Below are 13,121 nucleotides of genomic sequence, written 5' to 3' on the forward strand. Positions count from 1 at the left end.
CCAAAAATTGCTATATGGATAAAAGAGTTGTTTACATAGTTTCGGCCGTAAGAACGCCGATTGGAAGTTTTGGTGGTAGTTTAAAATCACTTACAGCTACACAATTAGGTGCTGCTGCTATTAAAGGCGCAATAGAAAAAGCAGGTATAGATGTAAATCAGGTACAAAATGTTTACATGGGTAATGTGTTGCAGGCCAATGTAGGACAGGCACCTGCAAGACAAGCTGCTATTTTTGCTGGGTTACCTGCCAATGTAGTATGTACTACCGTAAATAAAGTTTGTGCCAGTGGTATGAAGGCAATAGCGCATGGTGTACAGGATATATTGTTGGGTGATGCTGATGTGGTTGTTGCCGGTGGTATGGAAAGTATGAGCAATGTTCCATTTTATGTACCCAATATGCGTTGGGGTAACAAATATGGCGATAGCACATTAGTTGATGGATTAGCAAAAGATGGGTTGGTAGATGTTTATCACAATTATGCAATGGGTAATGCTGCCGAATTATGTGCCAAAGAGTGCAACATTTCTCGTGAAGCACAGGATAGCTATGCCATTGAAAGTTATGAACGCAGTCAAAAAGCAATTAAAGAAGGATGGTTTAAAGAGGAAATTATACCAATATCCATACCTCAACGCAATGGTGATTCCGTTATGATTGATAAAGATGAAGAACCATTTAACGTTAAGTTCGATAAAATTCCTTCTTTAAAACCCGCTTTTCAGAAAGACGGTACCGTTACTGCTGCCAATGCCTCAACTATGAATGATGGGGCTGCAGCTGTTGTATTAATGAGTAAAGAGAAAGCAGAAGCTTTAGGCATAAAACCATTAGCCATCATTCGGTCATATGCAGATGCCGAACAAGCACCTGAATGGTTTACAACCACCCCCAGCTTGGCGGTTCCCAAAGCTTTGCAAAAAGCAGGTATTACCATGAATGAAGTAGATTTTGTTGAAATTAATGAAGCTTTTTCAGTTGTATCACTTGTGAATATTCAAAAAATGGGATTAGATGCTGCTAAAGTAAATGTTCATGGGGGGGCTGTGTCTTTAGGGCATCCTTTAGGTTGTAGTGGTGCCAGAATTATTGTTACCTTAATTAACGTTTTAAAACAACATAAAGGCAAAATTGGTGTTGCCGGCATTTGTAATGGTGGCGGTGGTGCAAGTGCAATGGTGGTTGAATTGGCTTAATAATTAAATCACTTTGATTAATGATAAACCCTATACTTTACAAAGTATAGGGTTTTATATTGTCCAATCAATAATGTTATTCGCCCATTCTTTTCTGTAAGGGGTTTGAATGCGAATATAATTGTCGGTATAACCTTCCATCATGCCATTTTTATTGGCATCTTCAAATAATACTTTACGTGTAGTGCCGGTATGTTGTGCAGTAAAGTATTGCAATTTTTTAAAAGATAAGTTGCGAAGAATCTTGTTGCGTTCATTTCTTATGGAAATGGGAATGGCACCGGGCAAGTTTACCGCTAAAGTATTTGGTCTTTCGGAATAGGTAAAAACATGTAAATAACTAATATCTAATTGGTGTAAAAAATCGTGGGTTTCTTTAAAATGTGTGTCAGTTTCTCCCGGAAAACCAACAATTACATCAACACCAATAGCGCAGTGTGGAATTTGCGCCTTAATGGTTGCAACTTTTTCTTGGTATAATTCTCGTTGATATCTTCTGCGCATTAACCCCAAAATAGCATTACTGCCGCTTTGTAGCGGAATATGAAAATGCGGCATAAACTTATTGCTGGAAGCTACAAACTGAATAATTTCATTGGTCAATAAATTGGGTTCAATAGAAGATATTCTAAAGCGTTCTATACCTTGAATTTCATCTAAAGCTTGAATAAGTTGAAAAAAGTTTTCTTTTCTTTTCTTACCATCAGGCCCTTTTCCAAAATCGCCCAAGTTCACACCTGTTAGTACAATTTCTTTAATGCCATTTTGGGCAATTGTTTCCGCATTGGCCAAAACTGAAGTAATAGTATCACTTCTGCTAATACCACGTGCCATGGGAATTGTGCAAAATGAACAGTTATAGTCGCAGCCATCCTGTACTTTTAAAAAAGTACGGGTTCTATCATTAATGGAAAAGGCACTGTTAAAACCTGTAACATCATCAATATCACAACTGCAAATTGTGGCATTGCCGGTTGTTTTTGTTAGTTGTTGTAAATGTTGTACGATATTAAATTTTTCAGCGGCACCTAAAACCAGGTCAACCCCTGGAATAGCCGCAATTTCATTGGGCTTTAATTGCGCATAACAGCCTGTAATTACAATAAAACTGTCGGGGGCATTGCGCTGAATTCTTCTAACAATTTGCCTGCATTCTTTATCAGCATTGTCAGTAACCGAGCAGGTATTAATTACATAAACATCTGCTACATCATCAAATGCTTTTTTCTCAAAACCCTCTTGCTCTAACAAACGGGTTAGGGTAGAGGTTTCCGAAAAATTTAATTTACACCCTAAGGTGTGAAGTGCTACCGAGCGCTGCTTTGTCATGTTCTTCATGGGGGCAAAGATACGTAGCCGGAATTTAAAATTATTTAGGTGCTTTTAATGCCTTAGGACTTACCTGACTGAAATAATAACTTTTTATTAAATAGGTTATGCTTTATTTTGCTACATTCAAATTAAAAGTTTGTGAGCAACAGAGAAAAGTCACCTCATATATTAAATGCTTCTTCCAATTTGTTAGGAATTTGTTTTATTCTTTTGGCTTCTTTAAAAGTTATGAAAATAGCTGAAAAAACCTTTATTGATGAAGTAACAACCTTAGCTATTATTTTATTTATGGGCAGTTGTATTTTGTCGTTTATTTCCATAAGAACCAACAATCAGCGCAGCCAATTTTATGAAAATATAGCTGATATTGTTTTTATGATTGGTCTTTCTTTGCTTTTTATTACCACCATTTTGTACAGTTTTAATGTTATTAAATAATATCATGTTTTCTCAATGCAATCAATTAAGCCAAGCCAATAGGCTGTCTTTTGTTAAACTTCAAGATACTTTTATTGATATATGTTCCAGTAAAATTTTATTGAATATTGTATGTTATCAATAAAGCATTTTAAATTTTCCTATTAAAAAGTTATGTTTGCTCCGCTCTAAAAAAAATAAAACCCATGAATTTTAAGAAAACCAATAATCTGGTAGGTTGGGCCGTGGCAATAATTGCCTGCACGGTATATATATTAACAACAGAAGCAAATGGCAGTTTTTGGGATTGCGGCGAGTTTGTTAGCAGTAGTTTCAAATTGCAAATTCCACACCCGCCCGGTGCACCTTTATTTGTAATGCTGGGTCGTTTATTTATTATTTTGTTTGGAAACAATCCTTTAACAGCCGCAAAAGCTGTTAATGTTATGAGTGCTTTAGCCAGTGGTTTCACCATTTTATTCTTATTCTGGACTATTACCCATTTTGCTCGCAGAATTGCAAAAGTGGGCGTGAATGATACCATCACACCAACTCAGGCATGGACCATTATGGGAGCCGGTGTGGTAGGTGCATTAGCCTATACTTTCACTGATTCCTTCTGGTATAGCGCAGTTGAGGGTGAGGTATATGCTATGAGTTCTTTTTTCAGTGCCATTGTATTTTGGGCAATTTTAAAATGGGACAATGTAGCTGATGAACCCGGGGCAGACCGCTGGTTGGTATTAATTTTCTTCTTAATTGGTTTGTCAATCGGCATTCACCTTCTGTGTTTATTGAATATACCCGCAGTAGTAATGGTTTATTATTTCCGCAGAAGAGAACAATTTAATTATAAGGCAATTCGCACCTGGTTTTTACGTATTGTAATTATTGGCGGTATCTTGGCTTTCATTGGTGCTTTAGCAGGTGCATCTTCCGAAGCAACTGACAATATTCCTATGGATAATACGGTTCCTGCTTTGATGATAGTGGGCACATTAATAGTAATCGGTATTTTATATTTAATTGAAAAAGTTTACAAAGACCGGAAAGATTACTATGGCGGCATATATATATTTTTCGTTATTGGTTGTGTGCTTACCGGCATTGTACAAATTGTGGTAATTCAATACTCTATTAAATATGCCGGTGTTTTTGACAGAATTTTTGTAAACAACTTAGGCTTGCCTTTCTTCAGCGGCTTTACATTCTTTTTCATTGTTTTAGCTGTATTAATTTGGATTGGCTTACGTTATGCTAACAAGAAAAAATGGCCCTATTTACGTTTAGCCTTGTGGTGCTTCACTTTTGTATTGGTTGGCTATAGCACTTATTTAACTACCATGATCCGCAGTAATGCCAATCCTTCTATCGACATGTATAATGTAGATAATCCAATGAGTTTGGTTGGCTACTTAGGACGTGATCAATACGGTGATTTCCCTTTATTGTATGGTCAAAAATTTACGGCTAATCCTGTGGACTATAAAGAAGGAGCAGAAAGATATCAAAAAGGAAAAGATAAATATATTTCAATAGGACGTGAAGGCCATTATGTTTACATGCCTGAAGATAAAATGGTGTTCCCCCGTGTATGGGATGCCAGCAATGATCAATACCATGCTGATTATTATGCATCTTTCTTGGGCATTCAAAAATATCGTGATAAAAACGGCCAGGTACAATATGATAGAACACCCAATCAATTCGATAATTTTCGATTTTTAATCCAATATCAATTTTATTTCATGTATTTCCGATACTTTGCCTGGAACTTTATTGGAAAGCAAGATGACGTTCAAGGAGTGTTTATAGGCAATGTTCGCGATGGTAACTGGATTACAGGCATTAATTTTATTGATAGTTTGTTATATGGTAATCAAAGTTTATTGCCCGACAGTATCAAAAACAGTAAGGGACATAACACTTTATTTGCATTGCCATTTATACTGGGACTAATTGGTGTATTTTATCATTTTAAAAGAAGGGGTGATGATGCACTTGCCAACTTCTTGTTATTCTTCTTTACCGGTATTGCCATTATTATTTATTTGAATCAGGCGGGCAATCAACCACGTGAACGTGATTATGCTTATGTAGGTAGTTTTTATGCCTTTGCAGTATGGATTGGGTTAGGTGTAATGAAAGTTATTGAATGGTTCAGTAAAAAGTTACCCCAAACCAGTGCAGCAATTTTAGCAACACTGTTATGTTTAGTAGCAGTTCCTGCGGTAATGGCTCAACAGGAATGGGATGATCATGATAGAAGTCGTAAAACACTTGCACGCGATTTGGCAAAAGATTATTTAGAAAGTTGTGCTCCTAACGCCATACTATTTACGTTTGGTGATAATGATACATATCCGCTTTGGTATGCGCAGGAAGTTGAAGGTATTCGTCCGGATATCCGTGTAATTAACTATAGTTTGTTAGGTATTGATTGGTACATTAATGAGTTACGTTACAAAGTAAACCAAAGCGATCCTATTGATGTAATTTACAGTGCAGCTCAAATAGAAGGCCGCAAACGTGATTACATTGTTTATCAACCCAAACCCAATATTCCGGAAGATCGTTACTATGATTTATACGATTTAATGAAGAATTATGCCGGTAGCGATGATCCTGATAAAATGGTTGACCGCGGTGGCGGTGATGTTATTAATACCTTCCCGGTTCGTAAAGTATCGGTTCCTGTTGATACTGCTTTGGTTCGTAGAAATGGTACCGTTAATCCAACTGATACCATTGTTCCGGAACTTCGTTTTGAAATTCCTCGCGGTACATTAATGAAGAACGACATTGCCATGTTAAACATTATTGCTGCAAATAAATGGAAACGCCCAATTTACTTTACCGGCTATTTTAGCGACTTGGGCTTTCAGAAATATTTGCGTAAAGATGGTTTAACTTATAGATTAGTGCCTGTAGAAAATCAATATATTAATACCGACACCATGGTGAATAATTTGCTACATAAGTTTTCATTTGGAAATGCCGATGTTAAAAATGTATATTTTGATGAGGAAAATCGAAGACACTTATTAAGCATTCGTCAGGCGTATGCAGAATTGGCTAGCGATTTAGCAGATAAAGGAAGAAAAGCGGAAGCCCGTGAAGTATTGGAAAAAGCAGATAAAGGAATGTTACAGGAAAACTTCCCTTATGGAATGGTAAGTCGAGCCAATTATCATGATAGAGTATCATTACAATTCTTAGATGCATGTTATAGAGCGGGTGATACAACCTTAGCGGCCAAAGTAAGTGCTTCCGTTAAAAAAGATTTGGAACAACAAATTCGCTTTTATAATGGTCTTTCCGGCACTAATGCTGAAAATATGGCTGATGATAAACAAACAGCTGAAAGTTATTTAAAAGCATTAGAACAACTTAAAGAAATGTACTATCCAAAAGTACCGGTAATTGAAAATGGAAAAATTCCCGGTATGGATTCCGGAAAAAGTATTCAACTTAAATCAAAAGCCAAGTAATTCAATTAAATACTGGAAAACCGGAGTAACTCTCCGGTTTTCTTTTTTTAACCATATTGGGTTATGATTGTTATAATATTGAATGAATTGATGCAACCATCAATTTAATTAATTATTCAATAACAATTTTTTTCGTAGTTTTCGTATTATGTTAGGACATCGTTTCATAAAATTTAATCCGGCCGATAATCAGCAATCTTTATTTGAACAACTGCTAAACATTTTTACCCAGTTGCTTACTTATACAAGTGGCGATGTTGCTGAAGCTTTACAATGGATGAATGAGTTAGATAAGCAATACCAATTAACCAATCCTGAATATGGAATGGGCGATTTTATTGAAGATTTAAAAAAGAATGGATATCTGCAAGAAAATGTTGTTACCGGAAATTTTGATTTAACTGCTAAAAGTGAACAAACCATTCGTAAAAAAAGTCTTGAGGAAATTTTTGGTAAGCTTAAAAAAACAAAATCCGGCAATCATACTACCTTCAAACCGGGTCAGGGCGATGAAATAAATCCTGAAACACGTCCTTTTCAGTTTGGCGATATGTTGGAACAAATTGATTTTACCCAAAGTATTCGCAATGCCCAAATTAATCATGGTATAGAAAGTTTTTCTATGCGTGAAGATGATTTGCAAATACGCGAAACAGATTTTAAAACCCAAACATCCACCGTATTAATGATAGATATTTCACATTCTATGATTTTATATGGTGAAGATAGAATTACCCCTGCCAAGAAAGTTGCAATGGCTTTAAGTGAACTCATTACAACCAAATATCCTAAAGACACTTTAGATATTGTGGTGTTTGGAAATGATGCATGGCCCGTTGAAATAAAAGATTTGCCGTATTTGCAAGTGGGGCCTTATCACACAAACACCGTAGCTGGCTTAGAATTAGCCATGGATATTTTGCGAAGAAGAAAAAATCCGAATAAACAAATTTTCATGATTACCGATGGCAAACCAACCTGTTTAAAAATTGGGAAAAAATATTATAAAAACAGTTTTGGTATTGATAGAAAAATTTTAAATCGTTGCATTAACCTCGCTGCACAGTGCAAAAAGCTAAAAATACCCATTACAACATTTATGATAGCATCCGACCCATATTTACAGAAATTTGTGCAAGAGTTTACTGAAATGAATCAAGGTAAAGCATTTTTTGCCAGTTTAGATAAATTGGGTGCATTTATTTTTAAAGATTTTGAAAGTGGCAAAAGCAAAACCGTTTATTAGTTTATAGCAAGAAATAGAAAATTAAAAGCAATGACAGATTATTCAAAAATTACAACTTTAGGAGCATTAAAAAAATCGGGTTATAAGTCCAAATCAGTTAAAGAAGAAATTCGTGACAATTTAATTGCCAAAATTCAATCAAAAGAAAATCCCTTTAGTGGCATATATGGTTATGAAGATACAGTAATACCCGATACTGAGCGAGCCATACTTTCCCGACACAATATCTTGTTTTTAGGATTACGCGGTCAGGCTAAAACACGCATTGCACGACAGATGGTTGAATTATTGGATGAGTATATACCTGTAGTTGCAGGAAGTGAAATTAACGATAATCCATTTCATCCTATTAGTAAATATGCAAAAGATCAATTAGCTGAATATGGCGATGAAATGCCGATAACTTGGCTGCATCGCTCTGAACGTTATGGAGAAAAGTTAGCTACTCCCGATGTAAGTGTTGCTGATTTAATTGGTGATATTGACCCCATTAAAGCTGCCAATCTTCGCCTAAATTTTGCCGATGAAAGAGTAATACATTATGGCATTATTCCCCGAAGTAACCGTGGCATATTTGTAATTAATGAAATACCCGATTTACAAGCTCGGATACAAGTTTCATTATTCAATATTTTGGAAGAAGGGGATATTCAAATAAGAGGCTTTAAACTAAGAATGCCGTTGGATATATTATTTGTTTTCACGGCCAACCCTGAAGATTATACCAATCGGGGTAGTATTGTTACGCCATTAAAAGATAGAATTCAAAGCCAAATATTAACGCATTATCCAAAAAATATAGAAACGGCATTAACCATAACAGAGCAAGAGGCAACTATACTTCCGCAACAAGCAGAAAAAGTAAATGTAAGCGATTTGATTAAAAGATTAATTGAACAAATTGCTTTTGAAGCACGTAACAATGAATATGTTGATAAAAAAAGCGGTGTAAGTGCCCGATTAACCATTGCTGCATTTGAAAATGCCATTAGCAGTGCAGAACGAAGAGCTATTATTTTTAAAGAAAAACAAACACAGGTTTGGATAAGCGATTTAATGGGTACCATTCCTGCCATAACCGGAAAAATTGAATTAGTGTATGAAGGTGAGCAGGAAGGACCATATCAAGTAGCATTACACTTAATCGATCGTGCTATTAGAGCTCAGTTTGTTCAATATTTTCCCAACCCTGAAGCATTGAAAAAGAAAAAGCCGGTAGGCAAAAAGTCAGTAGAAGAAAAGCCGGAAGATAATCCCTATAAAGCCATTATACGCTGGTTTGATGCTGGAAATCACATTGATTTGATGACTGATATGCAAGACAGTGATAAGATTGCTGCTTTATATAAAGTGGATGGCTTGTATGCATTAGTAAAAAAATATTTTCATTATGCGAATGAAAAAGAAAATGCTTTATTAATGGAATTTGTTTTGCATGGATTAGCCGGCTATTCACTTATTAGCAAAAAAATGCTTGACGGTAAAATAGAGTTCAAAGACTTAATGGGTAGCATGATGAACCTAAATGCCATGAATTTTGATGACGATGATGAATTAAATGAGGATGACTTCAACTAAACATAGGCTATTACCCTTATAAGCAACCATGAACAAATACCCCTTTTTTTTAATTATATTATTTTTTGCTTACAATAATATAGCTAAGGGACAGTTATGTTCGGGTAGTTTAGGCGATCCTGTTGTTGATATTACATTTGGAAGCGGCGGTGGAATTGGTCCACCGTTACCTTATGGGGTAACGAATTATACATATGTTTCCAAAGATTGTCCTCAAGATGGTGCATATACCATTGCTTCTTCAACAGGTGGTTGTTTTAATAATACTTGGTTTGTATTACCAAAAGATCATACACCCAACAGTGTTAATGGCTATATGATGCTTATCAATGCATCATATGAACCCAGTGATTTTTATGTTGATACAGTAAAAGGTTTATGCGCCAGCACTACTTATGAATTTGCAGCATGGCTTTTGAATTTAAATACACCTTCGGCATGTAGTGGTCATCCAATATTGGCTAATGTTACCTTCAGTATTGAAACTACTACCGGTACTGTATTACAACAATATTCAACCGGTGATATTCCCAAAACTGCAACACCTACCTGGCGGCAATATGGTTTTTATTTTTCCACACCATTAAATACCAGCAATGTTGTAATTCGTATGCGTAACAATGCCCCCGGGGGCTGCGGCAACGACCTGGCGTTAGATGATATTACTTTTCGGCCATGTGGCCCATTGATTACCGTTTCAAATAACGGGCAAACTGCAAATACTAATATTTGTGATACAGTAAAGAATACAATAATATTAAACGGGAATATTTCTTCGGGTTTTGCCAATACACAATACCAATGGCAAACCTATGTTAATGGGGGTTGGCAAGATATTAATGGTGCCACATCTGCTAATTATAGCAGGTTAGCAACACCGGCCGGTGATTATCAATATCGTTTAGTGGTAGCGCAAGGAAACAACATATTATTACCTGCTTGTAGGGTTGCTTCTAATGCATACACTATTCATGTTGAACCAAGGCCATCCATTACAATTCAAACAAATAATGCAGGTTGTATAGGTGATAACCTGCAGGTAACTGCCACCAGTAACACTGCCAACCAGTTTGAATGGTATGGTCCTGCTTCGTTTCAGGTTACTCAACCTGGGTTTACTATTCCTAATATTACACAGCAAAATGACGGTTATTATTATGTTTATGCTACATCTGATATTGGTTGTACCAATCGTGATTCTTTATGGGTAAGTGTAAATGCAGTACCGTTAGCGAATGCCGGTTCTGCACAAACAATATGTGAGGGGAGTAGTGTGGTATTGCGTGGTAGTGGGGGAGAAAAATATCAGTGGCAACCTGCCAATTCCTTAACATCTGACACGATACCGGAACCAACTGCAACCCCAACAGATAGTACACTTTACCATTTAACGGTAAGTAATGGTAATTGTATTAGAACTGACAGTGTAATGGTGAATGTTTTACATTTACCCAAAGCCAATGCCGGTAAAAGCTTCACAATTTTTGAAGGGGATCAGGTTCAATTAAATGGTACAATTGGCGGTGATGATGTTCAGTTTTTTTGGCTTCCCAATTACAATATTTCGAATCCTAATGTGTTAAATCCAATTGTTTATCCAACTTTTGATACTACTTATTATTTACACGTAGTATCTCAGCAAGGGTGTGGAGAAGCTATTAGTAAAACATTCATAAGGGTATATAAAAAAATTTCAATTCCCAATGCATTTTCCCCAAATGGCGATGGCATAAATGATTATTGGGAAATTAAAGATTTATATACCTACCCAACAGCCGAAGTAAATGTTTTTGACAGGGGTGGTCAAGTGGTATTTCATTCTGTGGGTTACAACAATCCATGGGATGGTACTATTAATGGAAGACCGGTTCCCATTGGTACTTATTACTATGTTATTAATTTAAAAAATGGAACACCGCCTCGTACGGGTTCAGTTTTGATAATTCGCTAAAACAAATGTGATACCGTTACCAAACATTAACTTCACGTTCCAATACAATTCCAAATTTTTTTTGTACGGATTGAACAATTTTTTCTGAAAATTCATAAACTTCTTTGCCTGTAGCGCCACCGTAGTTAACTATAACCAACGGTTGAAGCGGATTACAGCCCACATTGCCTTCACGTACACCTTTCCACCCGCATTTTTCAATTAGCCAGGCTGCCGAAATTTTAAAGTACATATCATCTAATCCAAATCCCGGGATATCGTTGTATTGTTCGCTTAATACGTGTAATCGAAATTTTGAAATAGTAGGATTTTTAAAAAAACTTCCTGCATTGCCAATCTTTGCCGGATCGGGTAATTTACTGGTGCGAATAATGTTAACAGCTTCAGCTAATTGTTGTATAGTGGGTTTTTCAATTCCCATTTGTTGTAACTGATTTTGTAAACTTCCATAACCTATAATAGGTTTAGGTATTTTGCTAAGTTTTAAAGTAATGGAAATAACAATTGCTTTATTTTTATATGCGTTTTTAAAAACGCTATCTCTATATCCAAAAGCACACTCTTTATTCGAAAAGTGTTTGATGGTATTTTCATGAATTAAAAATGTTTCTACATTTTCTAACACATCTTTTAACTCAACACCATAGGCCCCAATGTTTTGAATAGGTGCTGCACCAACACTTCCGGGTATTAGACTTAAATTTTCAATACCGGCATAATTATTTTGCAAACAATATTGTACCAAGTCATTCCACTTTTCCCCTGCAAAGGCTTTTACCCAAACATTTTCATTATCTTCTTTTATTACTTCAATTCCTTTCAATTGGTTAAATATAGTAAGACCTGTAACATTTCCGGTTAACAATATATTACTTCCACCACCTAAAACATAACATGGATGAAATTGCTTACACATTTCGGATAATTCAGCAAGTTCATCTAATGATGATATTACTACAAAATTATCTGCTTCAACTGCAATACCGAAAGTGTTATAATGTAGCAATGAAATATTATGGGTTAATGTAAGCATGTAACAAGTTTAAATCAAAAAAAATTAAAACCATTGTTGTAAAAAGTGTTGAATTGCTTTAGCAACACCATCGTTATTGTTAGTGTCAGTTACATATTTAGCTACAGCTTTAACAGCATCGGGTGCATTTCCCATTGCAATTCCTGTACCGGCCATAGCTATCATTTCTATATCATTAAAATTATCTCCTATGGTAATTATCTCTTCAGGTTTAATATGATATTGTTGAATTACTTTTTCTACCGCTTTTGCTTTTGATACATTCAATGGCATAGCTTCTAAATAAATAGGCTTTGATTTGGCCATATTCAATTGATTGGCAAATTGTGGTTGAATAGTTGATTCTACTTGTTGAATGGTTGATTCATCACCAATCATCATAATCTTATTAGGCCCTGTGTTATCTCTTTCCCATTGAAGTACTATTTCTGCTATAGGTTGTATTGTTACCGGAACATCTGTAATTTTTTGTTCATTAATACTATATTGGCTTTCCTTTTCTGCAAACCATAATTCATCTTGGTAATACAATGTAGTTAATGGATATTGTTCAACTGCGTTGTGTAAGGCAATTACTGTTGAAGCTGGTATGTTACATTTGTATATAACCTGATTATTTTGTGCTATATAACCGCCATTTAATCCTATTGTTGGAGCGGTTTCTAAACCAACAATTTTACTAATTCTACTTATTCCATGAACAGGTCTTGCCGATACTAATACAACCAATATATTTTTTTCCTTTAATTGTTGAATTGTTTTAATTGTTGCATCGCTAACGGTATGATCTGATTTTAGTAAAGTACCATCAATATCAATGAAAACAGCTTTTAACATAGTATAAATTTTTTTGTTTAATAATTCGATTGGTAAA

General features: G+C 35.5%; 9 protein-coding genes. 6 read left to right on the forward strand and 3 right to left on the reverse strand.

Annotated features, from left to right (window positions below):
- Positions 1-14: 14 nt before the first annotated feature.
- Positions 15-1,199, forward strand: a complete 1,185-nt coding sequence (locus LX80_RS01270; protein WP_111293221.1) for an acetyl-CoA C-acyltransferase — start codon at positions 15-17, stop codon at positions 1,197-1,199.
- A gap of 54 nt (positions 1,200-1,253) precedes the next feature.
- Here LX80_RS01270 and mtaB read toward each other — a convergent pair whose 3' ends face one another.
- Positions 1,254-2,537, reverse strand: a complete 1,284-nt coding sequence (gene mtaB, locus LX80_RS01275) for a tRNA (N(6)-L-threonylcarbamoyladenosine(37)-C(2))-methylthiotransferase MtaB (RefSeq protein ID WP_245897907.1) — start codon at positions 2,535-2,537, stop codon at positions 1,254-1,256.
- Positions 2,538-2,669: 132 nt separating this feature from the next.
- Between mtaB and LX80_RS01280 the strand changes: the two genes are divergently transcribed.
- From LX80_RS01280 to LX80_RS01300, 5 genes are all read left to right on the forward strand, one after another.
- The gene (locus LX80_RS01280; protein WP_111293223.1) at positions 2,670-2,969 is read left to right on the forward strand and encodes a hypothetical protein; all 300 of its coding nucleotides are present in this window, start codon (positions 2,670-2,672) and stop codon (positions 2,967-2,969) included.
- 185 nt (positions 2,970-3,154) lie between these two features.
- Positions 3,155-6,439, forward strand: coding sequence for a glycosyltransferase family 117 protein (locus LX80_RS14600; protein WP_245897909.1), 3,285 nt, complete (start codon positions 3,155-3,157; stop codon positions 6,437-6,439).
- A 148-nt stretch (positions 6,440-6,587) separates the two neighbouring features.
- Entirely contained in the window at positions 6,588-7,685 is a 1,098-nt protein-coding gene (locus LX80_RS01290) for a vWA domain-containing protein (RefSeq protein WP_111293224.1), read from the forward strand.
- Between the two features lie 30 nt (positions 7,686-7,715).
- Entirely contained in the window at positions 7,716-9,263 is a 1,548-nt protein-coding gene (locus tag LX80_RS01295) for a sigma 54-interacting transcriptional regulator (protein ID WP_111293225.1), read from the forward strand.
- Between the two features lie 28 nt (positions 9,264-9,291).
- The gene (locus tag LX80_RS01300; protein WP_111293226.1) at positions 9,292-11,214 is read left to right on the forward strand and encodes a gliding motility-associated C-terminal domain-containing protein; all 1,923 of its coding nucleotides are present in this window, start codon (positions 9,292-9,294) and stop codon (positions 11,212-11,214) included.
- A 16-nt stretch (positions 11,215-11,230) separates the two neighbouring features.
- Here LX80_RS01300 and murB read toward each other — a convergent pair whose 3' ends face one another.
- Together murB and LX80_RS01310 are read right to left on the reverse strand one after the other, a co-directional pair.
- Positions 11,231-12,247 carry a UDP-N-acetylmuramate dehydrogenase gene (murB, locus tag LX80_RS01305; protein ID WP_111293227.1) on the reverse strand — a complete coding sequence of 339 codons (1,017 nt, stop codon included), beginning with the start codon at positions 12,245-12,247 and terminating at the stop codon, positions 11,231-11,233.
- A 24-nt stretch (positions 12,248-12,271) separates the two neighbouring features.
- Positions 12,272-13,084 (reverse strand): HAD family hydrolase, encoded by an 813-nt coding sequence (locus LX80_RS01310; protein WP_111293228.1) that lies wholly within the window; start codon positions 13,082-13,084, stop codon positions 12,272-12,274.
- Between the last annotated feature and the right edge of the window lie 37 nt (positions 13,085-13,121).

This window comes from Hydrotalea sandarakina, from assembly GCF_003254115.1.
Lineage (GTDB): Bacteria > Bacteroidota > Bacteroidia > Chitinophagales > Chitinophagaceae > Hydrotalea > Hydrotalea sandarakina.

Bases quoted from the DNA above. Each gene is read 5' to 3' on its own strand.
- LX80_RS01300 (WP_111293226.1), top strand. From the start codon at position 9,292: ATGAACAAATACCCCTTTTTTTTAATTATATTATTTTTTGCTTACAAT.
- LX80_RS01295 (WP_111293225.1), top strand. From the start codon at position 7,716: ATGACAGATTATTCAAAAATTACAACTTTAGGAGCATTAAAAAAATCG.
- LX80_RS01310 (WP_111293228.1), bottom strand. From the start codon at position 13,084: ATGTTAAAAGCTGTTTTCATTGATATTGATGGTACTTTACTAAAATCA.
- LX80_RS01290 (WP_111293224.1), top strand. From the start codon at position 6,588: ATGTTAGGACATCGTTTCATAAAATTTAATCCGGCCGATAATCAGCAA.
- mtaB (WP_245897907.1), bottom strand. From the start codon at position 2,537: ATGAAGAACATGACAAAGCAGCGCTCGGTAGCACTTCACACCTTAGGG.
- LX80_RS14600 (WP_245897909.1), top strand. From the start codon at position 3,155: ATGAATTTTAAGAAAACCAATAATCTGGTAGGTTGGGCCGTGGCAATA.
- murB (WP_111293227.1), bottom strand. From the start codon at position 12,247: ATGCTTACATTAACCCATAATATTTCATTGCTACATTATAACACTTTC.
- LX80_RS01270 (WP_111293221.1), top strand. From the start codon at position 15: ATGGATAAAAGAGTTGTTTACATAGTTTCGGCCGTAAGAACGCCGATT.